This window comes from Sphingomonas sp. HMP6, assembly GCF_013374095.1.
Lineage (GTDB): Bacteria > Pseudomonadota > Alphaproteobacteria > Sphingomonadales > Sphingomonadaceae > Sphingomonas.
Map to the genome: position 1 here is coordinate 333,112 of NZ_AP022672.1, position 24,849 is coordinate 357,960.

Here is a 24,849-nt window from a genome sequence, read left to right on the forward strand (position 1 = left end):
CGGCCGCTTTGGTTGTGGCAGAATGAGTATACGTGAAGCGCGGGGGCGCTTGAAGGAAACCCATTACCTGACGAACCAGACCCGCAGCGCACTCGTCAAAGTGCCCTCCGTCACGTTGGCGTTCTGGATCATCAAGATCTTGGCGACCACGCTTGGAGAGACAGCCGGCGACACTGTCAGCATGACGCTGAACCTCGGCTATCTGGTTGGCAGCGCGATCTTTCTAGGCGTACTTGTCGTACTGGTTGCTTGGCAGATTGCCGCAACACGCTATCGACCTGCGCTTTATTGGGCGACGATCATCGCATCGACGACTGCGGGCACAACGATGGCTGATTTCGCCACCCGCTCGCTTGGAATCGGATATGCGGGAGGGTTTGCGCTCCTGCTGACGCTGGTATTACTCTCCCTTTTCGTCTGGTATCGGACGCTGGGGTCGATATCCGTTGAGACGGTCCATGAGCCGCGGGCCGAACTGTTCTACTGGATCACGATCACACTATCACAGACACTCGGCACTGCGCTCGGCGACTGGCTCGCTGACACCGGCGGCCTGGGCTACATCGGTGCCGCAGCGGTCTTTGCTACAGCGCTTTCGCTTTTGGCGACGGCATATTTCGCGACCAATATCAGCCGGGTCACGCTTTTCTGGTCTGCCTTCATCCTTACTCGTCCGCTGGGCGCAGCCGTAGGCGATTTTCTTGACAAGCCGCTCGATCATGGCGGGCTGGCGTTTAGCCGGCCACTGGCATCAGTTGTGCTCGCGGTTGCAATTGTCCTGCTCGTGGCTCTGCTTCCGAAGCGCGCTGCGACGACGATAATGAAGTAGCCGGAGGCAGGCGCGCGAGCCGCGCCTATTATGACGCTCCGAGACGGAAGGCGTTGCGCGCCGAGTTTCGCCAACGCCGTTATATTGCCTGTTTTTAATATATCCTATAAGCTGGATATATGGATAAAGAATCGGCCATCACAGCGCTCGGCGCACTCGCACAAGGCACCCGCCTTGATGTGTTCCGGCTGCTGGTGCGGCATGAACCGGACGGCATGGCAGCGGGCGAGATCGCCCGCCAACTCGACGTGCCGCAGAACACCATGTCCGCGCACCTCGGCATCCTCGCGCGCGCCGGCATCGTGCGCTCCGAGCGGCATAGCAGGTCGATCCTCTACCGGGCCGATCTCGACGGACTGCGCGCGCTGACGCTGTTCCTCATCAAAGACTGCTGCGCCGGCGCACCTGAACTGTGTGCGCCGCTCCTGGCCGAACTCACCCCCTGCCGCTGAAAGGACGCCCATCATGAGCAAGAACGTGGCGGTCGATATCGTGATCTATCATAATCCAGAGTGCGGCACGTCGCGCAACACGCTGGCGTTGATCCGCAATGCCGGCATCGAGCCGCATGTGGTCGAATATCTGAAGACACCGCCCTCGCGCGCGCTGCTGGTCGAGCTGATCGATCGCGCCGGGATCACGCCCCGCGATCTGTTGCGTGAGAAGGGCACGCCTTATGCCGAGCTGGGCTTGGGCGACACGTCGCTGTCCGACGACACGCTGGTGGACGCGATGATGGCACATCCGGTCGTCATCAACCGGCCGCTGGTTGTTTCACCGCTCGGCGTGAAGCTGTGCCGACCTTCCGAAGCGGTCCTCGATCTGCTGCCCGCGCCGCAACAGGGTGCGTTTGCCAAGGAAGACGGCGAAAAAGTCGTGGACGCCTCGGGTCAGCGCATCGCCTGATGTTGCTCGCGCTCGCTATCTTCGTCGCCACAATCGCGCTCGTTATCTGGCAGCCCAAGGGCCTCGGTATCGGGTGGAGCGCGATGGGCGGCGCGGCGATCGCGCTGCTCGTCGGGGTTGTCTCGCTCTCCGACGTGCCGGTGGTGTGGGCTATCGTCTGGAACGCGACCGCGACGTTCGTCGCGATCATCATCGTCAGCCTGTTGCTCGACGAAGCTGGGTTCTTCGAATGGGCGGCGCTCCATGTCGCGCGCTGGGGCGGGGGGCATGGTCGCCGGCTATTTGTCCTGATCGTCCTGCTGGGCGCGGCGGTGTCCGCGCTGTTCGCCAATGATGGCGCGGCCCTGATCCTGACGCCGATCGTCATCGCGATGCTGCGTGCGCTGGGATATAAGGACAAGGCGACGCTGGCGTTCGTGATGGCGGCGGGGTTCATCGCCGATACGGCCAGCCTGCCGCTGATCGTTTCCAACCTCGTCAACATCGTGTCGGCCGACTTTTTCCGGATCAGCTTTGCCAACTACGCCTCGGTGATGGTGCCGGTCGATCTGGCGTCGATTGCCGCAACGCTGGTCGTGCTGCTGCTGTTCTTCCGGCGCGATATACCGGCCAATTACGACGTGGCGCAACTCCGCGCGCCCGCTGACGCGATCCGGGACCAGGCCACGTTCAAGGCGGGCTGGGCCGTCCTCGCTTTGCTGCTCGCCGGCTTCTTCCTGCTCGAACCCCTCGGCGTCCCGGTCAGCGCGGTCGCCGCTGCCGGCGCGGTCCTCCTGCTCATCATCGCCGCGCGCGGCCACGTCATCCAGACGCGCAAGGTGCTGGCCGGCGCGCCGTGGCAGGTCGTGATCTTCTCGCTCGGCATGTACCTGGTCGTCTATGGCCTGCGTACTGCTGGGCTGACCGACTACCTGGCGGGCCTGCTCGATCGCAGCGCGCAAGGCGGAGTATGGGGCGCGGCGTTCGGCACCGGCATCATCGCCGCGCTGCTGTCGTCGGTGATGAACAACATGCCGACCGTGCTGGTTGGCGCGCTGTCGATCGACGCTACCCACGCCACGGGCACTATCAAGGAAGCGATGATCTACGCCAACGTGATCGGCTGCGACCTCGGGCCGAAGATCACGCCGATCGGCTCGCTCGCGACGCTGCTGTGGCTGCACGTCCTCGGGCAAAAGGGCATCCGGATCGGCTGGGGCTATTACTTCAAGGTCGGCGCGACACTCACGATTCCGGTGCTATTGGTCACACTCGCCGCGCTCGCCATAAGGCTCAGTCTGTAATGCCGCTTCGCACGCTCTCCGATCCTCACCATCTTCCAGCGCTCGATCGCCGCTATGCGCTTGAACGTCCCGCCCTCGGGTTGGGGGCCGGTGATCCTCCCCCGCGCATCCTGCTGCTCTACGGGTCCCTGCGCGAGCGATCCTATTCCCGGCTTTGCATCGAGGAAGCTGCCCGCTTGCTGCAATTTTTTGGCTGCGAGACGCGCATTTTTGACCCCTCCACGCTGCCGCTGCCCGATCAGGTCATTGGGGACGATCATCCCGCCGTCCACGAGCTGCGCGAGCTATCGATGTGGTCGGAAGGGCATGTGTGGTGCTCTCCCGAACGCCACGGACAAGTTACCGGCATCATGAAAACGCAGATTGACCATCTGCCGCTGAACATCGGTGGAATGCGTCCTACCCAGGGCCGCACGCTCGCGGTCATGCAGGTGTCGGCCGGATCTCAATCGTTCAACAGCGTAAATACCCTCCGCCTGCTCGGTCGTTGGATGCGGATGTTCACGATCCCGAACCAGTCGAGTGTCGCCAAGGCGTTCAACGAGTTCGATGACGCCAGGCGTATGAAGCCGTCGAGCTACTATGATCGGATCGTCGACGTGATGGAGGAGCTGGTGCGGTTTACTGTGCTGCTGCGTCCGCACGCAGCCCAACTGGTTGATCGCTATTCGGAGCGAAAGGAAGCGGGGGTGCCGATCGATACTGCTACCGATCTGTCAGCCATCGCGACCGCCTGAGCGAGCGTCCGAACAGTTTTGACGGCGCCTTGTCGTGTCGTGCAAACGACACGCACCGACACGCTTATTACGACGCATGCCCAGACCGGGCCTTTCAACGACCACGACCAGAACGGCCGCGTCTGGGTCGGTGACCCCGTTGCCAACCCGTGGCACAATATTGTTGCCGCGCGAACGGCGAGGGCAGGGACCTCGGCGGGGTTTGGTACGGCCACGTAACCACCTTGCCAGGCCGGTCTGATCAGCGCATTCTCGTTCACAAGAGGGCGGGGGATAACGTGATATGGCTGGACGGCTGCGACCGCCGATATGGTTCTGGTGCGTGACGATTGTGATCGCGCTATGGGGCGCTGCCGGCGTTTTCGCTTTCTATGCCGATCGTACGATCGATGCGGCGGCGCTGGCGCGCCTCAGCGACTATGACCGGGCGTTTCGCGCGAATGAGCCTGCTTGGCAGGTCTGGGCTTACGGCATTGCGGTATGGTCTGGCATGATCGGCGCGATCGCCTTGCTGGCGCGGTCGCGCCACGCCCACGCGATCTTCGTCGTATCGCTCGTGGCGATCGTGGCGATGTTCGGGTGGGTGTTCGTCGCGACCGACCTGATCGCGGTGAAGGGACCGTTAGTCTCGACCGCGTTCCCGACCTTCATCGCGGCGGCGGCGGTGTTCCAGATATGGTTCGCGGACACGGTCCGAAAACGCGGGTGGATCGGCTAGGCCGTCACCCTTCCCATTGGAACACATCGTCGAGCGGCTTGCCAAAGACGTGCGCGATGCGGAACGCCGCTTCCAGCGTTGGCGAATATTTCCCCGCCTCGATCGCCGCGATCGTCTGGCGCGTGACGCCGATCCGCTCGCCGAGTTCGGCCTGGGTCATTTCGCCGGCCATGAAGCGCAGTGTGCGGATCTGGTTGGCGATCATGGGCTTTGCCATGGTCCGCCGCCCATCCGATAGCCGACGATCTGCGCGCCATAGTGTACGATCTCGGCGATCACGATCGCGCCCATGATGCCGTAGGCCATGCCGATCTTACTCATGCCGAGATGCAGAGTGCCGATTACGCACAGCACGAGCGTGAGAAGGACGGGATAGGCGATGGCATAGGCGCGGTGCGAGATCGCCGTGTCGCGCTCGTCGCGACTGGCGCTGGCTTCCTTCGGTGACAAGATCGCTGTGACGATGGCGGCTGCGGCCACCAAGATCGCCTGCAGGATCAGTGCCCCGAAGAAACTGACCGCATAGACCCCGCCGTGGTACTGCCCCCGCGTGACGGCCATGAAACCGAAAAACCCGCCCCAGATCACGCTGGTCGTGACGACGGAGATCCACGCGATCTTTTCCCTGAACGGCATTACACACTCCATGTTCGAATCACTATGCTCTATGTATATAATATGTAACATCGAGTCAATCTGAGCGAACGCGGAACGTCATGTGCGCTGGCGGTGGTGGTTTGAAGCCGCTATGGCTCTGCCCCATGTCCACGACCTTCACCATCGACACCGCTACCAGCCGCGCCAATCCGATGCCGGCACCGATGAAGCGGCTAACCGTGCCCGCGATCCGCAAGCAGAAGGGCGGCGAGCCCCTGGTTATGCTCACCGCCTATACGGTGCGGACGGCCCAGCTGCTTGATCCACATTGCGATATGCTGCTGGTCGGAGATTCGCTGGGGCAAGTGGTTTATGGCTTGCCATCCACGGTGCCGGTCACGCTCGAGATGATGGCGGCGCACGGCGCGGCGGTGGTCCGCGGCAGTTATCATGCGGTGGTGGTGATCGACATGCCGTTCGGCAGTTACGAAGCGAGTCCGGAGAAAGCATTCGAGAGTGCCGCCTATCTGCTCAAGCAGACCGGCGCGGCAGCCGTGAAGCTGGAAGGCGGAACTGCGATGGCGCCAACCGTCAAATTCTTGTCCGAGCGCGGCATCCCCGTGATGGGGCATGTCGGGTTGACGCCACAGGCGGTCAACACGCTGGGCGGGTACGGCGCGCGCGGGCGCAGCAAGGCGGAGGCGGCGAAGATCGTCGCCGACGCGGTTGCCATTGCCGACGCCGGGGCCTTCGCGATCGTCATAGAAGGCGTGGTCGAGCCGATCGCGATCGAGATCACCCGTGTCGTCAGCTGTCCTACGATCGGTATCGGCGCCTCTGCGCAGTGTGACGGGCAAGTGCTGGTGGCGGAGGATATGCTCGGCCTGTTCGAACGCACGCCGCGTTTCGTCAAGAAGTTCGATGATCTGGCAGGCCGCATTTCCGCCGCTGTCGCGACCTATGCAGACGATGTCCGCGCGCGCGCCTTTCCCGGAGCTGAGCAAATTTACGCGCCAAAGGACTGACCCGACCGGTTTTTTTGAACGCTTTTGTTTGGCGCGGTGCGGCGCTAAGGTCCGCGTCTTCCATGCCCTTTCCCGACGGAGTTTCCCTTGGCTGTCCCGCCGAATACCGATGCTGCATTCCTGCGCGAAGTCGATGAGGAGCTGCGTCGCGATCAGCTTGCCAAGGCCTGGCGCAGCTATGGGAAGGTGGCGATCGTTGCGGTCGTGCTTGCCCTGGTCGCTTTCGGGGGATGGCTCGTCTGGCGTTCGCAGCAGCTGACCTCTGCCGGCGAACAGGGCGAGACGCTTTCCACGGCCTACGAAGATGTCCTTGGCGCGCATCCCGAGGCTGCGCAGGAAAAGCTGACCAAGCTCGCAGGATCGAACATCGAGGGGTACCGCGCGCTCGCGTTGATGAGCCAAGCCGACATCCTGTTGCAGAAAAACGATCTGCGTGGCGCGGCGACCAAATTCTCGCAAGTCGCGACCGATGCGTCGGTCGGCCAGCCGTTTCGCGATCTCGCGCTGATCCGCCAGACCACTGCGGAATTCGATACGTTGAAGCCCGAAGTCGTCATCGGCCGCCTCCGCGGTATCGCGGTAAAGGGCAATCCGTGGTTTGGCAGCGCCGGTGAGCTGGTCGCGATTTCGTATTTGCGCATGAATCGACGCGATCTCGCGGGCACGCTGTTTGCGCAAATCGCGCGGGATCCGAATATGTCGGAGACCATGCGGCAACGCGCGGTTCAGATGGCGGGCGTATTGGGCGTGGATGCCGTTACCCAGGCGAAGGACCAGAAATCGCAATGAAGATGACCAACCGTTTTCTGATCGTTGCTGTCGGCGCCGTGGCGCTGAGCAGCTGCGCCACGTTCAAGGGCAAGAAAAAGACCCCCGTGCTGGGCCAGCGGATTTCGATCCTCGCCGGGGAAAACGACGTTCGCGCCGACAAGACGATTGCCGGCGTCGAAGTGCTTGTCCCGCCGACCGCGCCGAATGACAGCTGGGCACAGCCCGGTGGCAATGCCGCCAAGTCGATCGGCAATCTTACGCTTGGCGCCAATGTGTCGCGCGCGTGGAGCGCCGCGATTGACGGCGGCAGCAAACGACAACGGCTGGGCGCGGCGCCGGTCGTCGCCGATGGGCGGCTCTATGCAATCGATGTGAATGCCACGGTGCACGCCTTTTCGGCGACCAACGGTGCATCGGTATGGACCACCAACATCGCCACGAGCGACAAGAAATCGCAGAGCGCGCGTTTCGGCGGCGGCGTCAGCTTCGACGATGGCAAGGTGTTCGCCACGGACGGGTTGGGCGATGTCGTGGCACTCGACGCGGCCACCGGCAAGGTGGCGTGGCGTGCAAAGCCGGGTGCGCCGCTGCGCGGTGCGCCAACGGTTGCGAATGGCGAAGTCTATATTCTGAGCCAGGACAACCAGCTCTATGCTCTGTCGCAGGCCGATGGCAGCGTGCAATGGACTCAGTCGGGATCGATCGAGACCCAAGGCGTGTTCGGCGTTGCAGCGCCTGCGGTGAGCCAGGGGACGGTCGTCGCCGGTTTCTCGTCGGGGGAGCTCAATGCCTATCGGTACGAGAACGGCCGGACATTGTGGCAGGATGCGCTGTCGCGTTCGACCATCTCGACCTCGGTCTCCTCGCTCGCCGACATCGATGCCGATCCGGTCATCGACCGCGGCATCGTGTTCGCGGTCGGGCAGGGCGGGCGCATGGTCGCACTCGAAATCGTGTCGGGCCAGCGACTGTGGGAACAGAATTTCGCCGGCATCTCAACGCCCTGGGTCGCGGGCGAATGGGTGTTCATCGTGACCGACGATGCGCGGCTCGTCTGCCTGGCGCGCGCAACCGGCAAGGTGCGGTGGATCAGCCAGCTTCGCCGCTACAAGAGCGAGAAGACCAAGAAGGACGGCACGATCAAGGATTCGAAGAAGTCCAATCCGGTCACGTGGTATGGCCCGGTCCTGGCGGGAGGTCGCTTGGTGCTGACAAATTCGGAAGGCCAGATCGCTTCCGCCTCGGTCGATACCGGCAAGGTTACCAGCGTGATCGATGCGAAGACGGCGTTTACCTTGCCCCCGATCGTGGCGAATTCGACGCTGTATGTGCTCGATCAAAAGGGTCACATCACCGCATATAAATGATCGCACCCAAGGCGGGGTGACGAAAGCGTGCGTTTCCCTTAAGGGGGCGCATGTCCAGTCTCCCCGTGGTCGCAATTATCGGCCGGCCGAACGTCGGCAAATCCACCCTTTTCAACCGTCTCGTCGGCAAAAAACTCGCGCTCGTCGATGATCGCCCCGGCGTGACTCGTGATCGGCGCGAGGGGGCAGCGACGTTGGTCGGCCTCGATTTTCGCGTGATCGATACCGCGGGCTATGAGGATCAGGACGCGGCCTCGCTGCCCGGCCGGATGCGCCAGCAGACCGAGGCTGCCGTCGCGCAAGCCGATGTTGCACTGTTCATGATCGATTCGCGGGTCGGCCTCGTCCCGCTTGATGAAGAGATCGCGCGCTGGCTGCGGGGATCGACCACGCCGGTCATCCTGGTCGCCAATAAGGCCGAAGGAAAGGCCGGGGCCGACGGCATCCTCGAATCGCTGTCGCTCGGCTTTGGCGATCCGGTCGAATTGTCCGCCGAACATGGCGAGGGTCTGGTCGAACTGTTCGACGCGCTGCTGCCCTATATCGAGCCGGAAAAGGATGCCGACGGCGAGGACATCCCCAATGCCGATGTCGATGAGGAATATAGCCCCGACGCGCCGCTGAAGCTCGCGATCATCGGGCGGCCGAATGCGGGAAAATCGACGCTGATCAACCGCATTCTCGGCGAGGAGCGGCTGATCACCGGGCCGGAGGCGGGCATCACTCGGGATTCGATCGCGGTCGACTGGATCTGGCACGATCCCGAGCGGGAGCCCGGCGAGGATGCGCGCAAGGTTCGGCTGATCGACACTGCCGGCATGCGCAAGCGTGCCAACGTCCAGGACAAGCTCGAAAAGCTGTCGGTCGCCGACGCGCTTCACGCGATCGATTTCGCCGAAGTCGTCGTGCTGTTGCTCGATGCGACGCGCGGGCTCGAATCGCAGGATTTGCGAATCGCCGATGCGGCGCTGCAGGAGGGCCGCGCGCTGATCGTCGCGATCAACAAATGGGATGTCGCGGAGAACGGCTCAAGTCTGTTCAACGGGATCAAGGCTGCGCTCGAGGAAGGGCTGAGCCAGATCAAGGGCATGCCGGTGCTGACGGTGTCGGGTGCTACGGGGAAGGGCATCGACATGCTGCTGAAGGTCGCGTTCGAGACGCGCGACGCCTGGTCGCGCCGCGTCGGCACTGGCGAACTCAACCGCTGGTTCGAAAAGGCGGTCGAAGCCAACCCGCCGCCCGCACCCGGCGGCAAGCGCATCAAGCTGCGCTATCTGACGCAGGCCAAAACGCGGCCGCCGGGCTTCGTTCTGTTCGGAACGCGGGTCGATCAATTGCCGACGAGCTACCAGCGTTATCTCATCAACGGCATCCGCCGCGATCTGGGATTCGGCGCGGTGCCGGTGCGGCTAACGCTGCGCGCGCCGAAGAATCCGTTCGACCGGTAGCTGGAGGTCCGGACCGGTCCGACTTAACCGCGCATTACAGAGACCTATCGGTTTTCCGAGGATGATGTTTATTGCGCGCGTCAACCCCTCGTTTACTTGAGCGCGGTACACTCGTCTCATACTTTCGGGCGATGTCGCTCGAAACGGGAGATGTCCGTGTCGCTCGACGCTAGAGACTTGATCGACTGGAACGTCTTTACGCGCGCCCGCGCCGAACTCGGGGCGGGCTTCGTCCGCATTCTCGGCTACTTCCGCGAAGATGGCGTGAAGTCGGTCGCCGCGATCGAAGCAGCGATGCGCGCGCAGAACGCGGCAGGCATGGTCATCCCGGCGCACACCTTAAAAGGTGAAGCGCGCCAGTTCGGTGCCGAACCGCTCGGCTTACTCGCCGAACGGATCGAGACGATCGCGCGCGATTGTGTCGAGAACCGCGATACACCGGAGGAGGCATTGGCCGATATCGTGGCGCTGCGGCCGGTGTTCGACAAAACGCTGTCGATGCTGGAGCGCGAATCGAACCCGTTGGTGGAACGTCGCCCCGCGTTCGGGCGTCGCGTGAACTGACTCTTAGGTCCGCAAGCGCTCGATCGCCTGCGCCAGGGCAACGTACAATTTGCCCATGTCCGACGACAGGATCGTCACGCCGAGCGGCGAGCCGTCGCGCTGCGACAGGATCTGGCGCAGCATCGCTTCGAAATCGTGAATGTAGCGATTGACCTGATCGCGGAACGCCGGGTCGTCTTCATGCAGACGGGCGATCTCGCGTGCGTCGCTTGCATCGAGCAAACGCACTGCGCGCCGGGTGAAAACGCCGCGGTCGCCCTTTAAATAGGCCGACCATGCACTGTCGGAGACATCGCTGGAGAAGGCCTTGGCGATATCGATCGATGCAGAATTGAGCGATTCGATCAGCAGTGACACGCGCCGTGCGAGCGTATCCTGATCGGCATTTTCGCGCTCAACCCGCGCTTCCTCGAGCCGCGATTCGACGATCGCGGTCGAATCGGCGATGGCTTGCATCTGTCGCGTCAGGCGTTCGGACGCACGTGCCGCGGCATCGGCTGCGGCATCGGCGGCGGCACCGATGCCGGCAATTTCCTGCTTTACCGCGCTGGCGACGGCGCGCTCGACCGCGGCGGCGCTTTGCTGTTCCAGCGCGAGCGCCGCTTCGGGGATGACCGTCGCCAGGGTTTCGCGCGCACGCTCGGCGGCGGCGCTGGCGGTGTCGCGGACGCGCAGCAGCGCCTCGACAAGGCGCGGGGCCGCTTCTTCGGCAAAGCGATGCGTGCGGTCGATCGTTTCCTCGACCATTTCGCCGAGCGCGTCGGCCTTCACCTTGCCATCGCTCAACGTGTCGAGCAGCGTCGCGGCGAGCGTGCCGACGGTGTCGCGCTGGCTGGCGACTACTTCGGCAATCGCCTCAATCGCGTCATGCGTGCTTTCTGCCGCCGTCACCAGCGCGAGCAATTCTGGCCGCGCCGCGCCGACGATCTTGCGACTCGACGCGATCCGGTCGTCGAGGCGGTTGAGCGCCTCGGGCAGGGTCTCGTCGATCTCGCGCGCGGCCGAATCGAGCGCCAGCAGGAGCCGGTCGGTGGTGCCGATCGCGGTCGTCGCCATCATGTCACCGGTCTTGAGCGCCTCGGTCATCGCATCGGCCGAGCCGCCAAGCGCACTGATCGACGCGGCGAGCGCTTGCGACCGCTCCACGCCCTGTACGTGCAGCGTGTCGAACGAGCCGCTGACGCGCGCGATGCCCGAATCAATTTCGCTAACAATCGTCTCGCTGGCGTCACGCTGTTCGGCGAGGCGGACCGCAACACGCTCGATCAGCGTTTCGATCTCGGCAATCCGCGCGGCCAGCCCCTCGGCGCTGTCGCGCGCTGCACTATCCAGCGCAGCCTGGTGGGTACCGATCATCGCGAGCATGGCGTCGCCCTGCGCGGCGATGCCCTTGCGGGCTTCATCGACGGCGTCGGCGGTGCGGCCGAGCAAGCCATCGACCGCGTTCGACATGTCGCCGGTGACCTGTTCGAGCCGCGCCCCGGCGGTCTCGCTGGTCGCTTCCATCCGCGTGATGTGCGCCGCGAGCTTCTGCGCAGCGCCGTTCGCCACGGCATCGGCTTCGCGCCCACGTTCGGACAGCGCGGTGAGTTGCGCGTCGAGCGCAGCGGCATGTTCGCTCGCGGTTACCCCGGTGGTCTTTAGCAGCTGCGCGAGCGAGTCGGTTTCGCCATGCGCGCGCGGCAGCAGCGCGAGCAGCACTTGCAGGCGGGTGTGCGCGGCGTCGGCCGCGGCGGCGAGTGTTGCGGCATGCGCGTCTGCCGTGGCGACGTGTTCGGCCAAGCCAGACCCGACCGTCGCAAGGCGTAGGACTGCGCCGTCGCCCATTGCCATCAGCGCCGTCGTCTGCTCGGCAAGATTGAGGCGATTGGTTTCGATGCTGTTCGACAAGGCGGCGACCGTGCGTTCAAGGCTTGCGGCCTCTGCACGCATGGCCTGCGCGGTGCGGCCGAAGCGCTTGGCCTCGGCGCTGCTGGTGCGCAGCGCGAGCAGCAACAGGATTCCGATCAAGGCGGGCGGCACGCACAAAGCCGCGATGAAGCTGGCGAGCGCAGGAGGCGCGAGCGTCGTTAGGCTGTCGCGACACAGCCACAGCATTCCGCCGACCCAGCCCAGCGCGATCAGCGTACCGATCGCCGCAAGCCACGTGCCGGTGCGGCGGTGGGCAGGCGCATCATCATCGGCAAGCTCGGTCAGATCGATCGGTTCCTCGTACAGCGGTCCGTAATCCGACGCGGCAGCCGCCTCCGGCAAAACCCCGCTCGCCCGCGGCTCGCTGGCTGGCGCGGCGCCGTGCGGCCGCAAGTCTATGATACGCGAACCCCCGTTCATCCCTTCGTTTACCACGAAAGCCGCGCACGCAAAGCGAATTACGAAACTGAACTTTAAGGCCTTTGCTCCTATAGCGTCGCCATGGCCTATGATCCCGGTGCAATCGATGCGACTTTGGCGGCGGCAGTCGGTGACGAACCCGCGCTGATCGCGGAGTTGCGCGAGGCGTTTCTCGACAGCGTCAAACGCGGTCTTGCGGTGCTCGAAGCCGCCGAGGGTGACGAAGCGTGGCGCGCCGCAGCATTCCGGCTGCGCGGCCTTGCCGCCAGTTTCGGCGCGATCCGGCTGATGGCGATCGCCACCGAAGCCGCCGAAAGCGAAGCGCATGATGCCGGGCTGATCCGTCGGCTGCGCCGCGCGGTCGAACGGCTTTAAGCCCGAACGGGCTTTGCCTTAGGGGAACTTACACCCTAACAGCCCAGCGATGCTGGCTGGACTGATTTTTGCGACCGAAGATGCCGATGACCGCGCAGGCGTGCTTGCCGCGACGCTGCCGTTCGGTGGGCTGACTCTGATCGAGTTCCAGGCGCGCTTGCTCGCATCGGCCGGTGCGACCCAGATCGTGCTGGTGGTGGCGCGGATGACGCCCGAACTGCTCGGCGCGATCAGCCGGATCGGGCGGCGCGGTGTCGCGGTTGACGCCGTACGGACGGCGATCGAAGCGGTCGAGAAATTGCATCCGCTGGCGCGCGTCCTGGTCGTGGCGGACGGCGTGGTGACGACTGGCGATGTCGTCCAGTCGCTCGCCGCCGCCGGGCAGGATACGCTGCTGGTGACCGACCAAGACGATGCGCATTACGAACGCGTCGGGGCCAATGCCGCCTGGGCCGGGCTCGCCTTACTCGACGGCAAGCGTATTGCCGAAGTTGCCGCGATGCCGCGCGATTATGATTTTCAATCGACGCTGTTGCGGACCGCGGCGCAAGCGGGGGCCGATCAGGTGCGGCTCGATTCGCATATGGCCCCCGGGCACGGCATCGAACGCAGCGCGGTGGCGCTGGCGCAGCGCGGCAACGGCACGGTCGCGGCGCTGGTTGCGCGGCCGCTACGCTGGGCCGACCGATTTCTGTTCGCGCCGCTAATGCGATTCGCGCTGCCGCCGTTGATGACACGCGGCGTTCCGACGATTGCGCCGCTTGCCGCTGCGGTGGCGCTGGCGGTCTCCGCGGTGGTGACGATCGGCTCGGGCCATCCGGCGATCGGCATGGCGGTGGCGTGCGTCGCGCTGCTTGGCGCGAAGATCGCCGCCGCGCTGGCTTGGGTGCGCGACGAGGCACCGTTGGTGCGCGCAACCGCGTTTGCCGCGCCGGGCATCGCCGCGTGCTCGGCGCTATCGATCGGCTATGGTGCGGATCGGCCGGCTGGACTGATCCTCGCCGCTGCGCTGTTAATCGCCGCCGCCTTGCTGGAGCGCGCGGCCCCGATCGAGCATCAGCGCCGGCTGTGGGCGAGCCCGCTCGCCTATCCGGTGGTGATGCTGCCGTTGCTGATCGTGGGCGAGCCGCTGGTCGCGCTAGCAATTGCCGGGCTCTACGCCGCCGTGACGCTGGCCGCGGCAATTGAGGCGTTTCGCGAAAAGCCTTAGTCTCGCCTTAACGACAACGCCCTAGATACGAGCACATGTCGATTGAACGTCGCGACATGGATGATGGGACTCGTTGGAGTGCCACCGCGCTGCTCGCCCGTGCAGCGATAGCGGACGTGCGCGCCGACGAGCGGCTGCGCGGCGCGATTGATGACTTCTTTCTCGACGAGGATGCGCGGCTCGACGAGCGCACGCGAATCGCGATGGCCGCGGTGCTGGGTGACCTGACCAGCGGGATCGAGGCCGCGCTGCGGCACCACGCCGCACGTTTGCTCGCCACGCGCGATGTCGGTGCGCTGGCCGAGGCGCTCGGCGCGGAGGGGCGTGGGATGCTTGATCGTCTGATCGGCGCGGGTCTGGTGCGCGATGCCGATCTGATGCGCGAACTGCTCGGGCGGGTGCGGCAGGATTTGCTCGCCGATGCCCTGCCGAGTGACGCTCCCGAAGACCCCGACCGCGCGAGCCTGCTGCCGCGCCTGGCGCAGCATGGCGACAGCGTCGTGGCGGCGAGTGCGATCGCCTTGCTGTCCGCGGAAAGCCGTCGCCGCATGCCGCCCGCGCCGGGGCAGCCTAACCCGAGCGACTTGCCCGCGGAGCTGCACCACCGGCTCGTCTGGTGGATCGCTGCGGCCTTGCGCGAACGCTTTGCCGATGCGGCGGGGGAGGCGCTTCCGGCGCTCGACCGTGCGCTCGCCGAGGCGGCGTTGCGCAGCATCGCGGCGCATGACGAGGGCGACCGGCTGGAGGCGACCGCGCTGCGCCTGGCCGCAGCACTCGATCCGCAATCCAACGAACTGCCCGGCCTGCTGGTCGAGGCGCTGGCCGATCGCCGCCTGTCGCTGTTCGTCGCGTTGCTCGCGCACGCGCTTGGCCTCGACTATGAAGATGCGCGTGAAGTCGTGCTCGATCCGGGGGCGGAGCGGCTGTGGTTGTTGCTGCGTGCGCTCGAGCTCGATCGCGAATCGATCGCGCGCATTGGCCTGGCGCTGAGCGACGCCGATCCGCGGCGCGATATCGATCGCTTTGCCGAGGGACTCGATGCGATCGTCGCGGTTGATGCACTCCAGGCGCGGCAAGCGCTTGCGCCCTTGCTGCTCCACCGCGATTATCGCGCCGCTCTGGTCGCGCTGGGACGCAAGCGATGAACGTCAATGAACCGATGCTGCCGCCGGTGCGCGGGCTGATCGACCGGGATGGCCGATTGGTCGAGGCCGATCAGCGTCTGCATGATCTGAACGCGCGGGCCGGCGGCGGGATCGGGCAACCGCTCGCCGTGCCGCAGATCGCGACGCTGGCACGGCTGGCGGGGCGGCTCGGCATTCTGGTGTCGCGCGGGATCGTGGTGGGCGATGGCGAGGGCGACCTCGAATTGTGGGTCCGCGCGCGGCCCGATCCGCGCGGCGTGCGGCTTTCCATCACCGGCTGGCGCAATCGCGCGGCGTGGCATCCGGGTGGGATCGCGGACGAGCGGGCCTCCGATTTTCTGCGCAGTGAGGCGGATTGGCTGTGGGAAACCGACAGCGCGCTGCGGATCACTTTCCTGACGATTTCGGCGGGGGCGCTGTACGGCTTCGATGCGGCGGCGATGCTGGGCCATCCGCTCACCCGGCTGTTCGTGCTGGGTGAGAGCGACGGCGGCGCATTCCCGATCCTCGGCGCGCTGGCGATGCAGCAGCGTTTTGAGGATCAGCCCGCGACGATCCGCGATACCGGGCGCGGCGTGCGGCTGGCGGCGAATGTGCGGACCGACGCGAGCGGAGCGTTCGCGGGCTTCGTCGGGGCCGCGCACATGCTCGACGATGCGCGCGTGCCGCCGGTCGAGGCCCCGCCTGCGCCCGATGCGGTTACGGCGGCCTTTGCCGCGCGGCTCGACCAGGCGCTGCGCTTGCCGCTCGACCGGATCATCGCCAATGCCGACAGCATCCACGCCCAATCCGAAGGGCCGCTGCGCCAGGATTATGCCGATTACGCCGCCGACATCGCCAGCGCCGGGCGGCATTTGATGGGGCTGGTCGACGATCTGGTCGATCTGCAGGCGATCGAGCGGCCCGATTTCGTCGTGGCGCACGAGGCGCTCGATCTGGCCGATGTCGCGCGTCGCGCGGCCGGGCTGCTGCAAGTGCGCGCGGCCGATGCGAAGGTGCGGATCGACCGGCCGTCGATCGGCGAGGTATTGCCTGCGACCGGAGAGTTCCGTCGCGCGCTGCAAGTGTTGGTCAATCTGATCGGCAATGCGGTGCGCTATTCGCCCGCCGACGGGATGGTGTGGGTCCGCGCCGAGCGCGAGGGCGATGTCGCCGCGATCATCGTCGCGGATCAGGGCAAGGGCATCGCGCTGGAGGACCAAGCGCGGATTTTCGAGAAGTTCGAACGCGTCGATCCGCGCGAGGCGGGCGGATCGGGGCTGGGGCTGTATATCGCGCGGCGGCTGGCGCGGGCGATGGGTGGGAATGTGACCGTCGACAGCGCGCCGGGGCAGGGCGCGCGGTTCGTTTTTACACTGCCGATGCGGGCGGGGTAGGGCGCGGAAAGTTAGGCTAAGGTTAGGCGTAAACGCGTTTTGTCTCGGCGCGGATTGGTGCGCGGACTGCCCGCTAAAGTCTCACGAGTCGCACTAACGTGGGCAGGTGAACACCACGTGGAATGCGCTTTTTTGGACCGGCGGCTTCCGCCCACTTGCGGACATTCACTCGGCGGGGCACCCTGCCGCTGACATGATGTTCTTGATCAGCTTGCTCGCGCTCAGCGCTGGTCAACTTCCGCCAGAAATTGGAGTCGTTGTTAGCCTCCAGAACGGACGCTGCACCTATTGGCAAAGTCCCGACGCATATTTTGAGAAAACCTCAGGCCTCCGCAAGTATTTGAAGTGGACCTACAAACAAGGGGGCCGAAGGGCGGTCATCTCGGTAAGAGCGGGAACGCCGATCAAATGTGTCGGCAACGCGAAGGCTGCGGCTGAGCAAGGGGGTTTCCCAGACGTTATCATTCGAGCATCCGCGTCGAATGATGTGCAGCCCTAGCCAGTCGTGCAGCTTTTACGCCAACCGCCTACGTCCGCTTTCCACCCACTTCCAGACAATCGCGCGCGACTCATTATCACCCCGGCCCCTCGATGAAGCTCCGGATAGGCTTGTGCACGGCGCCACCGGGCGGGGGGGGGGGTGTGCTTGGGGTTTGAGGTCAGGCCACGTGGCGAGGTGGACTCCGGCACGAGGCCGACTGACGAAGTAGGGTTTGGCCGCGCGTGTTAACGGGCGATCACTGCGTTCAAACCAGCGGTGTCAAAGAACCGGCCCGCTATGCCCGATCAGCCGCGTGTAGGACAGACGTCCGCCGCTGCGTCAGCGGCGGCGCGACCACCAGAGCAGCGCCGCCCCGACCGCCGCGATGCCCAGGCCGTAGACCACCCACACCCGCGCGGCGAGCATGAAGCTGGAGGCGGGCCACATGATGAGGCCCGACCCTTGCCCAGCAAACAGCAGGCCGAACGCGAGCAGAACCAGCCCGACGATCAGCCCGGCTGCTTTCACGAACGCGACTCGACCGAGGTGTAATCGCGCTGCGTCGGGCCGGTGTAGAGCTGGCGCGGCCGGCCGATCTTCTGCTCCGGATCGCCGATCATCTCATTCCACTGTGCGACCCAGCCGACGGTGCGGGCGAGCGCGAAGAGGGCGGTGAACATCGTCGTCGGGAAGCCGATCGCCGACAGGATAACGCCCGAATAGAAATCGACGTTGGGGAACAGCTTCTTTTCGATGAAATACGGGTCGCTTAGCGCCATTTCCTCGAGCTGGATCGCAACGTCGAACACCGGATCGGTGACGCCGAGTTCGCCGAGCACTTCGCGCACGGTCTGCTGCATCACGGTCGCGCGTGGATCGTAATTCTTGTACACGCGGTGGCCGAAGCCCATCAGGCGGAACGGATCGTTCTTGTCCTTCGCGCGCGCGATGTATTCAGGAATACGGTCGGGCGTGCCGATTTCGCGCAGCATGTTGAGCGCGGCTTCGTTCGCACCGCCATGCGCCGGGCCCCACAGGCAGGCGATGCCCGCCGCGATGCACGCAAACGGGTTGGCGCCCGACGAACCGGCGAGGCGCACGGTCGAGGTCGAGGCATTCTGTTCGTGATCGGCATGCAGGATGAAGATGCGGTCCATCGCCTTTTCGACGATCGGGTTCACCACATAGGGCTCGGCCGGAACGCCGAAGGTCATGCGCAGGAAATTGCCGGTGTAGCTCAGCGAATTGTCGGGATAGAGGAACGGCTGACCGATTGAGTATTTGTACGCCATCGCGGCGATCGTCGGCATCTTGGCGATGAGACGGTGGCTCGCGATCATGCGCTGCTGCGGATCGGTGATATCGGCGCTGTCGTGATAGAAGGCGCTGAGCGCGCCAACCACGCCGCACATGATCGCCATCGGATGCGCATCGCGACGGAAGCCGCGATAGAAAGTCGCGAGCTGTTCGTGCAGCATCGTGTGGCGGCTGATCGTGTAGCTGAACTTGTCGAGTTCGGTCTTGGTCGGCAGCTCGCCGTTGAGCAGGAGGTACGAGACTTCCATGAAGCTCGACTGTTCGGCCAATTGCCCGATCGGGTAGCCGCGGTGGAGCAGCACACCCTCATCGCCGTCAATATAGGTGATCGCGCTGTCGCAGCTTGCGGTCGAGGTGAAGCCGGGGTCGTACGTGAACATCCCGGTCTGTGCATACAGCTTGCGGATGTCGATCACGTCCGGCCCGACGCTGCCCGAAAGGACCTTGAGGTCGAGATCCTTGCCTGCGGCGTTCAGCTTGACGGGGTCGGTCATCGAAATCGTCCTTTCGTAAGTCTTTACGCGGCCATCTGGTCGGCAATGCGGCCGAGGCTCTCGTCACGCCCGAGCAAATCGAGCACATCGAAGATCCCCGGCGAGGTCTTGCGTCCGGTCAGTGCTGCGCGGAGTGGCTGCGCGACGTGACCGAGCTTGACCCCGGACGTTTCCGCGACCGACCGTACCGCCGCTTCGAGCGCCTCCGTATCCCAGCCGTCGAGCGCGTCAAGCGCCGCGTGGAGCTTTGCGAGCAATGTAGGGGATTCCCCGGACAGCAGCGGTGCGGCGTCCGGCGCGATGTCGAGCGGGCGGGTGGCGAACAGGAAGTCGGTGCCGCGCGTCAGTTCGTTGAGGTTTGCAGCACGCGGTTTGAGCGAGGCCATCGCGCGGACCAGCACGGCGCGTTGCGCATCGCTTGGCGTGAAATCGAGACGAGTCGCGACCAATTCGGCCAGCCGGGCATCCTCGGCATCGCGAATGTAGATGCCGTTGAGGTTTTCGAGCTTCTTCAGATCGAAGCGCGAGGGGGATTTGCCGACGCCGTCGAGATCGAACCACGCGATCGCCTGGGTGCGGCTGATGACTTCGTCATCGCCATGGCCCCAGCCGAGCCGGAGCAGGTAATTCTCCAGCGCCTCGGGCAACATGCCAAGCTCGTCGCGGTAGAATTCGACGCCGACCGCGCCGTGCCGCTTCGACAGCTTCGCGCCGTCCGATCCGTGGATCAGCGGGATGTGGGCATAGACCGGATCGGGCCAGCCGCCCTCGATCGCGTTCATCGCGCGGATGATGGGGAGCTGGCGGAAGGCGTTGTTGAGGTGATCGTCGCCGCGGATGACGTGGGTGACGCCCATGTCGTGATCATCGACGACGACCGCGAGCATATAGGTCGGCGTGCCATCCGACCGCAGCAGCACGAGATCGTCGAGCTCGGCGTTCTGCACGGTCACGCTGCCCTGGACGCGGTCCTCGATCGTGGTGGCACCGTCGAGCGGGGCCTTCAGGCGGACGACGGACGGCTTGTCGCCACCCTCGGCCGGGTCACGGTCGCGCCACGGGCTGCGGATGCGCAGCGGTTTCTTGGCGGCCTGCGCCTCGGCACGCATCGCGTCGAGTTCTTCGGTCGTGAGGAAGCAGCGATAGGCATGGCCGTGTGCGACCATCGCGTGCGCGACCTCGGCATGGCGCGCGGCGCGGGAGAATTGATAGACTTCGCTGTCGTCCCAATCGAGACCGAGCCAGCGCATTGACGTCAGGATCGCGTCGATCGCGGGCTGAGTCGAGCGCGCGCGATCGGTATCCTCGATCCGCAGCAGGAACTTGCCGCCATTGTGGCGGGCATAGAGCCAGTTGAACAACGCGGTGCGCGCGCCGCCGATGTGCAGAAACCCGGTCGGCGAGGGCGCGAACCGGGTTACGACCTGAGGCTGCTTGGCGGTGGTCGAAGTGGCGCCGACGGCGGAGGCCGCGGCGGGATCAGATATTGCGCTCAACCGCGCATACTCCCAGACTTACATGGATGGCCGGATCAGCCTTGAGCGCCCCTAGCACGCACCTTGCCGCGCTTCAAATCGGCGGGGGCACTTTGCGTGGGTTGGGCGCGCGGCTGGAACAGTGGCTGGAGGCGGAGCGCGATCAGCTTGCCTTGTGGTTGCCGGTCGCGCTGGGCGGCGGGATCGCATTGTGGTTCGTTTTACCTGACGCGCGGAGCTGGCAGATCGCCGGGCTGACGGCGGTTGCAGTGGCGCTAGGCGGGTTGGCGGCGGGGCGATACGGGCGCGCGGCGCGGGTGGTTGCGGTGGGCGCAACGGCAGTCGCGCTTGGGCTCGGCTTGATCTGGTGGCGGGCGGAGCATGTTGCGCAAGGCGTGCTGCATCGGCCGACGATTGCGACGTTCACGGCCCGAGTGGAGCGAATCGAGCCGCTGCCGGCGCGCGATTTGGTGCGGTTGCGGTTGGCGCCGGTGGAAGTGCTTTCGGTGCCCGAGTCTCGCGGGCCGGCGCGGCCGTTGCCAACATTGCCGCCGCGCATTCGGGTTAATCTGGCGAGCGTGGACGTTCCCGAAGGGCTGGCGCTGGGGGCAACGCTCCGGCTGTCGGCGCGGCTGATGCCACCGCCCGAACCCTCTGTGCCCGGTGCCTATAATTACGCGCGGACGGCGTGGTTCGACGGGATCGGCGCGACCGGGCGCGGGTTTGGGCCGGTCAGCGTGGTGGCCGGCGGCGGCGCGCGGGATGCCGGGCTGCGCGTGCGGCTGTCGCGGCATATTCAGGCGAGCGCGGGTGGCGGCGCTGTCGGTGGGAGTGGGGCGGGCGGAATTGCGGCCGCGCTGGCGACGGGCGATCAGGGGGGCATTCCCGCCGAGGATAATGAGGCGATGCGGCGCTCGGGCCTGGCGCATCTGCTGTCGGTCAGCGGGTTGCACATCACCGCGGCGGTGGCGGCGGTGATGCTGCTGGTGACGAGGTTGCTCGCGCTCAGCCCGTGGGTCGCTTTGCGCTGGCGGATCCCGCTGATCGCGGCGGGAGCGGGGGCGCTGGCGGCGATCGGGTACACGTGGCTCACCGGATCGGAGGTGCCGACGATCCGGTCATGCGTCGCAGCACTTTTCGTGCTGGTGGCGCTTGTGCTGGGGCGCGAGGCGCTGACGCTGCGGCTGGTCGCGGCGGGGGCGGTGATCGTGTTGTTGCTATACCCCGAGGCTTTGGCGGGGCCGAGCTTTCAGCTTTCGTTTGCGGCGGTCGCATCGATCATCGCGCTCAACGAACATCCTGTGGTGCGGCGGTGGTTCGCCCCGCGCGAGCAATCGCGGGCGGCGGCGATCGGGCGTGGGATTGTGGCGCTGTTGTTGACGGGAATCGTGGTCGAATTGGCGCTGATCCCGATCTCCTTGTTCCATTTTCACAAGGCCGGGGTGTACGGCGCGGTCGCCAATATCATCGCGATCCCGCTGACAACTTTTGTCACCATGCCGCTGGAGGCGCTGGCGTTGCTGTTCGACACAGTGGGGGCGGGAGCGCCGTTCTGGTGGCTGACGGCGCGCTCGCTCGATCTGCTGCTGTGGATCGCGCGGACGACGGCGGCAATTCCCGGAGCGGTCGCGCCGCTGCCCGCGATGCCGGGCGGGGCCTATGCGTTGATGGTGGCGGGTGGGCTGTGGATCGCTTTGTGGCGGACGCGGTGGCGGCGGCTGGGGCTGATACCGCTGGCGGCAGGGGCGATCTGGGCGCTGGCGACCCCAGCACCCGATCTGCTGGTGACAGGAGACGGGCGGCATCTCGCGATCCGTACCGATGGTGGGGATATTGCGTTGCTGCGCGACCGGGTGGGGGATTACACCGCCGATATGCTGACAGAAAATGGCGGGATAGACGGCCTGCCGATGCTGCTGTCGGACCATCCAGAGGCGCGGTGCAGCCGCGATCTGTGTTTGATGACGCGCCGTGCGGGCGGGCGCGACTGGCGTGTCGTGGCGACACGGAGTGCCTATCTGGTGCCGGTTGCCGAGTTGATCGCGGCGTGCCGGACGGCGGATATCGTGGTCAGCGAGCGGCGATTACCGCGCGGATGCACGCCACGCTGGTTGCGGCTCGACCGGCCGGTACTGGTGCGGACCGGTGGCGTGGCGATCAGCTTCGAGCGGGGCGCGGTGCGGACGGTGCGGCAGTCCGGCGATACGCATCCGTGGATCGCCGCGCCGCTGCCGCCGGAGCGGCTGCGGCGCACTTGGGGCAAGGTGAAAAATGGCGCCCGATCAGGCGGACCGGCCCGCTAACTGCACTGCCAAATTGCCCCGAAGCCCGCTGGACCGCGTTCCGATCATGCCGAACGGGTTCGAGACGGCGGCCTGCTTCAAGCCCGGCGATCGCGTCGATCGCACCGCGCAGCCGACGCCCGCCGTTCAATCGTAACGGCGCAGGATACCGGCGAGCTTGCCCTGCACGCGGACCTGCGCGGGCGCGTAGCGTTGCGGATCGTAAGCGCGGTTGGCGGGGTCGAGCCGGATCATCGCGCCCTCACGACGGAAGAATTTGAGCGTCGCTTCGCTTTCCTCGATCAAGGCCACGACGATCTCGCCGTCGCGGGCGATTTCCTGGCGGCGGATCAGCGCGTAATCGCCGTCCAGAATCCCCGCCTCGACCATCGAATCCCCCGACACTTCGAGCGCGTAATGCTCGCCACTGCCGAGCAGGGCGGCGGGGACGGCGAGCATCGAGGCACCCTCGAACGCTTCGATCGGCACGCCGGCCGCGATGCGGCCGTGCAGCGGGATTTCGATCACGTCGTTGGCGGGTTCGGGCAGATGGCGCACGTTGCTGGGCGCTGCGGCCTCGGCTGCGACCTTGGTCGGTGCCTTGGTCCCGCGTTCGGGCATCTTGAGCACTTCGAGTGCGCGGGCCCGGTTGGGCAGGCGGCGGATGAACTGGCGTTCCTCGAGCGCGCTGATCAGGCGGTGCACGCCAGACTTGGACTTGAGGTCGAGCGCTTCCTTCATTTCCTCGAACGAGGGGGAGACCCCGGTCTCGTCGAGCCGGTCGTTGATGAAGCAGATCAACTCATGCTGCTTGCGGGTAAGCATGTCGCGGCCCTTTCGTCGGAACAGACGACGAACCTATACGGAACGAAAAATCGCGCGTCAAGCCGGGCGGGTTACGCGAGCAGGATGACTTCCACCGAGTCGCCGGGCGCAGCGGCGGGGGCGTGCGGCGCGCGGACGATGAGACAGTCGGCGCGGGCGAGCGTGCGGACCATCGAGGAGTCCTGCCGGTCCGCCGGTGCGACGCGGCCATCGTTCGTCGTGGCGCGCAGATAGTCCTGGCGGTGGTCGTTCGCGGGCAGGGCGACACCGAGGATCGCGTGGCGTGTGCCTGGCAGCGGGGTGGCGGCGGCTGCCAGATGAGCGATCAGCGGGCGAAGGAAGATCGTCGCGGTCACGAAGGCCGACACTGGGTTGCCCGGCAAGCCGAGCACGACGGTGTTGCGCAACCGTCCCGCCAGCATCGGCTTGCCCGGCCGCAGCGCGATTCGCCAGAAATCGAGATTTCCGCCCGCCGCCTGAAGCGCGGGGCGGATCAAATCGTGGTCGCCGACCGAGGCACCGCCGGTGGTGACGAGGATGTCGGCATCGACCTGTGCGAAGGTGTCGACGATCGCGTCGATCCGATCGGGCAGGATGCCGAGATCGATCACCTCGACCGGGAGATCGGCCAGCAAGGCGGCGAGCATGACGCCGTTCGATTCGGGCAGCGCATCGGCGGTGAGGGGGGCACCGGGCGCGACGAGTTCGTCGCCGCTCGCCATGATCGCAACGCGGACCCGTCGGCGCACTGGGAGTGTGCCGTGCCCGGCGATGGCGGCGAGCGCGATCCGCGCCGGGGTGAGCCGCTCGCCCGCGCCGACAAGCGTTTCGCCGGCGCTGAAATCGAGGCCCTTGCGGCGGACATTGCCGCCACGTTTCGGACCTTCGCCTGCCAAGCGGAGCGTCTCGCCATCGCGCGCTGCCTCTTCCTGGACGAGCACACTATCGGCACCCGCGGGCATTGCCGCCCCGGTGAAGATGCGGACGGACTGGTTCGCACCGAGCGTGCCATCGAAGCGACGCCCCGCCGCGCTTTCGCCGATCACCGTCAAAGGACCGGGCAGATCGTCGAAGCGGAGCGCGTAACCGTCCATCGCCGATAGATCGGTCGTCGGTTGCGTTCGCAGCGCCAGCACGTCGGCCGCCGACCAGCGCCCGGATGCTTCGCGCAGCGGCACCGTCTGGACCGCGACGGGGGTGCCGAGCGCAAACAGGCGGGTTTGGGCATCGGTGACGGAGAGGAGGGGTGGGGGCATGGCGTGCCTGTATCGTGCCAGCGGGTGCCGCGTCGAG

General features: G+C 65.7%; 24 protein-coding genes. 16 read left to right on the forward strand and 8 right to left on the reverse strand.

What is annotated here, in order from left to right; all coding sequences use genetic code 11:
• The first annotated feature begins 67 nt into the window (after positions 1-67).
• From HMP06_RS01620 to HMP06_RS01645, 6 genes are all read left to right on the forward strand, one after another.
• Positions 68-829 carry a COG4705 family protein gene (locus HMP06_RS01620; protein WP_443026504.1) on the forward strand — a complete coding sequence of 254 codons (762 nt, stop codon included), beginning with the start codon at positions 68-70 and terminating at the stop codon, positions 827-829.
• Positions 830-948: 119 nt separating this feature from the next.
• Positions 949-1,281 carry an ArsR/SmtB family transcription factor gene (locus HMP06_RS01625; protein WP_176495506.1) on the forward strand — a complete coding sequence of 111 codons (333 nt, stop codon included), beginning with the start codon at positions 949-951 and terminating at the stop codon, positions 1,279-1,281.
• Between the two features lie 13 nt (positions 1,282-1,294).
• Entirely contained in the window at positions 1,295-1,735 is a 441-nt protein-coding gene (arsC, locus tag HMP06_RS01630; RefSeq protein ID WP_176495507.1) for an arsenate reductase (glutaredoxin), read from the forward strand.
• Complete coding sequence (locus HMP06_RS01635; RefSeq protein ID WP_176495508.1) at positions 1,735-3,018, forward strand: arsenic transporter; 1,284 nt, start codon at positions 1,735-1,737, stop codon at positions 3,016-3,018. The genes arsC and HMP06_RS01635 overlap by 1 nt, the downstream gene beginning before the upstream one ends.
• Positions 3,018-3,755: an arsenical resistance protein ArsH gene (arsH, locus tag HMP06_RS01640; protein ID WP_176495509.1), complete on the forward strand. Its 738-nt coding sequence runs from the start codon at positions 3,018-3,020 to the stop codon at positions 3,753-3,755. Before HMP06_RS01635 ends, arsH begins: the two co-directional genes overlap by 1 nt.
• 322 nt (positions 3,756-4,077) lie before the next feature.
• Entirely contained in the window at positions 4,078-4,473 is a 396-nt protein-coding gene (locus tag HMP06_RS01645; protein WP_176495510.1) for a hypothetical protein, read from the forward strand.
• Between the two features lie 4 nt (positions 4,474-4,477).
• On the opposite strand, the gene HMP06_RS01650 is transcribed toward HMP06_RS01645, so the two are convergent.
• Positions 4,478-4,690 (reverse strand): helix-turn-helix transcriptional regulator, encoded by a 213-nt coding sequence (locus tag HMP06_RS01650; protein ID WP_176495511.1) that lies wholly within the window; start codon positions 4,688-4,690, stop codon positions 4,478-4,480.
• Positions 4,675-5,109 carry a hypothetical protein gene (locus HMP06_RS01655; RefSeq protein WP_176495512.1) on the reverse strand — a complete coding sequence of 145 codons (435 nt, stop codon included), beginning with the start codon at positions 5,107-5,109 and terminating at the stop codon, positions 4,675-4,677. The genes HMP06_RS01650 and HMP06_RS01655 overlap by 16 nt, the downstream gene beginning before the upstream one ends.
• A gap of 125 nt (positions 5,110-5,234) precedes the next feature.
• On the opposite strand from HMP06_RS01655, the gene panB reads away from it, so the two are divergent.
• The 5 genes from panB (at position 5,235) to HMP06_RS01680 (ending at position 10,245) form a co-directional block, all read left to right on the forward strand.
• Positions 5,235-6,095: a 3-methyl-2-oxobutanoate hydroxymethyltransferase gene (panB, locus tag HMP06_RS01660; RefSeq protein WP_176495513.1), complete on the forward strand. Its 861-nt coding sequence runs from the start codon at positions 5,235-5,237 to the stop codon at positions 6,093-6,095.
• 87 nt (positions 6,096-6,182) lie between these two features.
• Positions 6,183-6,884, forward strand: a complete 702-nt coding sequence (locus HMP06_RS01665; protein WP_176495514.1) for a tetratricopeptide repeat protein — start codon at positions 6,183-6,185, stop codon at positions 6,882-6,884.
• Positions 6,881-8,233, forward strand: coding sequence for a PQQ-binding-like beta-propeller repeat protein (locus tag HMP06_RS01670; protein WP_176495515.1), 1,353 nt, complete (start codon positions 6,881-6,883; stop codon positions 8,231-8,233). The genes HMP06_RS01665 and HMP06_RS01670 overlap by 4 nt, the downstream gene beginning before the upstream one ends.
• 50 nt (positions 8,234-8,283) lie before the next feature.
• The gene (gene der, locus HMP06_RS01675) at positions 8,284-9,681 is read left to right on the forward strand and encodes a ribosome biogenesis GTPase Der (RefSeq protein WP_176495516.1); all 1,398 of its coding nucleotides are present in this window, start codon (positions 8,284-8,286) and stop codon (positions 9,679-9,681) included.
• A 150-nt stretch (positions 9,682-9,831) separates the two neighbouring features.
• Positions 9,832-10,245 (forward strand): Hpt domain-containing protein, encoded by a 414-nt coding sequence (locus tag HMP06_RS01680; protein WP_176495517.1) that lies wholly within the window; start codon positions 9,832-9,834, stop codon positions 10,243-10,245.
• Positions 10,246-10,248: 3 nt separating this feature from the next.
• Here the strand turns inward: HMP06_RS01680 and HMP06_RS01685 are convergent, their stop codons facing one another.
• A complete protein-coding gene (locus HMP06_RS01685) occupies positions 10,249-12,576 on the reverse strand; it encodes a hypothetical protein (RefSeq protein WP_176495518.1) in 2,328 nt (775 codons plus the stop codon).
• Positions 12,577-12,657: 81 nt separating this feature from the next.
• Between HMP06_RS01685 and HMP06_RS01690 the strand changes: the two genes are divergently transcribed.
• From HMP06_RS01690 to HMP06_RS01705, 4 genes are read left to right on the forward strand one after another with little or no spacing between them, the layout of a single operon-like run.
• Positions 12,658-12,951, forward strand: coding sequence for an Hpt domain-containing protein (locus HMP06_RS01690; RefSeq protein ID WP_176495519.1), 294 nt, complete (start codon positions 12,658-12,660; stop codon positions 12,949-12,951).
• A gap of 49 nt (positions 12,952-13,000) precedes the next feature.
• Positions 13,001-14,161, forward strand: a complete 1,161-nt coding sequence (locus HMP06_RS01695; protein WP_176495520.1) for a hypothetical protein — start codon at positions 13,001-13,003, stop codon at positions 14,159-14,161.
• 35 nt (positions 14,162-14,196) lie between these two features.
• Positions 14,197-15,306, forward strand: coding sequence for a DUF2336 domain-containing protein (locus tag HMP06_RS01700; RefSeq protein ID WP_176495521.1), 1,110 nt, complete (start codon positions 14,197-14,199; stop codon positions 15,304-15,306).
• Positions 15,303-16,682, forward strand: a complete 1,380-nt coding sequence (locus HMP06_RS01705; protein ID WP_176495522.1) for a sensor histidine kinase — start codon at positions 15,303-15,305, stop codon at positions 16,680-16,682. Before HMP06_RS01700 ends, HMP06_RS01705 begins: the two co-directional genes overlap by 4 nt.
• Positions 16,683-17,502: 820 nt before the next feature.
• Here the strand turns inward: HMP06_RS01705 and HMP06_RS01710 are convergent.
• Genes HMP06_RS01710 through gltX form a run of 3 tightly spaced genes read right to left on the reverse strand, consistent with a single transcriptional unit; the run spans position 17,503 to position 20,470 of the window.
• A complete protein-coding gene (locus HMP06_RS01710; protein ID WP_176495221.1) occupies positions 17,503-17,691 on the reverse strand; it encodes a hypothetical protein in 189 nt (62 codons plus the stop codon).
• Positions 17,688-18,974, reverse strand: coding sequence for a citrate synthase (locus tag HMP06_RS01715; RefSeq protein WP_176495523.1), 1,287 nt, complete (start codon positions 18,972-18,974; stop codon positions 17,688-17,690). Before HMP06_RS01715 ends, HMP06_RS01710 begins: the two co-directional genes overlap by 4 nt.
• A 23-nt stretch (positions 18,975-18,997) precedes the next feature.
• Positions 18,998-20,470, reverse strand: a complete 1,473-nt coding sequence (gene gltX, locus HMP06_RS01720) for a glutamate--tRNA ligase (protein ID WP_176495524.1) — start codon at positions 20,468-20,470, stop codon at positions 18,998-19,000.
• Between the two features lie 41 nt (positions 20,471-20,511).
• Here gltX and HMP06_RS01725 point away from each other — a divergent pair, with 41 nt between their 5' ends.
• A complete protein-coding gene (locus HMP06_RS01725; RefSeq protein ID WP_443026493.1) occupies positions 20,512-22,752 on the forward strand; it encodes a ComEC/Rec2 family competence protein in 2,241 nt (746 codons plus the stop codon).
• A gap of 126 nt (positions 22,753-22,878) precedes the next feature.
• On the opposite strand, the gene lexA is transcribed toward HMP06_RS01725, so the two are convergent.
• Together lexA and HMP06_RS01735 are read right to left on the reverse strand one after the other, a co-directional pair.
• Positions 22,879-23,556, reverse strand: coding sequence for a transcriptional repressor LexA (lexA, locus tag HMP06_RS01730; RefSeq protein ID WP_176495526.1), 678 nt, complete (start codon positions 23,554-23,556; stop codon positions 22,879-22,881).
• A 71-nt stretch (positions 23,557-23,627) separates the two neighbouring features.
• Positions 23,628-24,812, reverse strand: a complete 1,185-nt coding sequence (locus tag HMP06_RS01735) for a molybdopterin molybdotransferase MoeA (RefSeq protein ID WP_176495527.1) — start codon at positions 24,810-24,812, stop codon at positions 23,628-23,630.
• Positions 24,813-24,849: the final 37 nt, after the last annotated feature.

Coding starts and splice junctions, on each gene's coding strand:
- HMP06_RS01625 (WP_176495506.1), top strand. CDS start 949: ATGGATAAAGAATCGGCCATCACAGCGCTCGGCGCACTCGCACAAGGC.
- arsC (WP_176495507.1), top strand. CDS start 1,295: ATGAGCAAGAACGTGGCGGTCGATATCGTGATCTATCATAATCCAGAG.
- HMP06_RS01635 (WP_176495508.1), top strand. CDS start 1,735: ATGTTGCTCGCGCTCGCTATCTTCGTCGCCACAATCGCGCTCGTTATC.
- arsH (WP_176495509.1), top strand. CDS start 3,018: ATGCCGCTTCGCACGCTCTCCGATCCTCACCATCTTCCAGCGCTCGAT.
- HMP06_RS01650 (WP_176495511.1), bottom strand. CDS start 4,690: ATGGCAAAGCCCATGATCGCCAACCAGATCCGCACACTGCGCTTCATG.
- HMP06_RS01655 (WP_176495512.1), bottom strand. CDS start 5,109: ATGCCGTTCAGGGAAAAGATCGCGTGGATCTCCGTCGTCACGACCAGC.
- panB (WP_176495513.1), top strand. CDS start 5,235: ATGTCCACGACCTTCACCATCGACACCGCTACCAGCCGCGCCAATCCG.
- HMP06_RS01670 (WP_176495515.1), top strand. CDS start 6,881: ATGAAGATGACCAACCGTTTTCTGATCGTTGCTGTCGGCGCCGTGGCG.
- der (WP_176495516.1), top strand. CDS start 8,284: ATGTCCAGTCTCCCCGTGGTCGCAATTATCGGCCGGCCGAACGTCGGC.
- HMP06_RS01680 (WP_176495517.1), top strand. CDS start 9,832: ATGTCCGTGTCGCTCGACGCTAGAGACTTGATCGACTGGAACGTCTTT.
- HMP06_RS01685 (WP_176495518.1), bottom strand. CDS start 12,576: ATGAACGGGGGTTCGCGTATCATAGACTTGCGGCCGCACGGCGCCGCG.
- HMP06_RS01690 (WP_176495519.1), top strand. CDS start 12,658: ATGGCCTATGATCCCGGTGCAATCGATGCGACTTTGGCGGCGGCAGTC.
- HMP06_RS01695 (WP_176495520.1), top strand. CDS start 13,001: ATGCTGGCTGGACTGATTTTTGCGACCGAAGATGCCGATGACCGCGCA.
- HMP06_RS01700 (WP_176495521.1), top strand. CDS start 14,197: ATGTCGATTGAACGTCGCGACATGGATGATGGGACTCGTTGGAGTGCC.
- HMP06_RS01705 (WP_176495522.1), top strand. CDS start 15,303: ATGAACGTCAATGAACCGATGCTGCCGCCGGTGCGCGGGCTGATCGAC.
- HMP06_RS01715 (WP_176495523.1), bottom strand. CDS start 18,974: ATGACCGACCCCGTCAAGCTGAACGCCGCAGGCAAGGATCTCGACCTC.
- lexA (WP_176495526.1), bottom strand. CDS start 23,556: ATGCTTACCCGCAAGCAGCATGAGTTGATCTGCTTCATCAACGACCGG.
- HMP06_RS01735 (WP_176495527.1), bottom strand. CDS start 24,812: ATGCCCCCACCCCTCCTCTCCGTCACCGATGCCCAAACCCGCCTGTTT.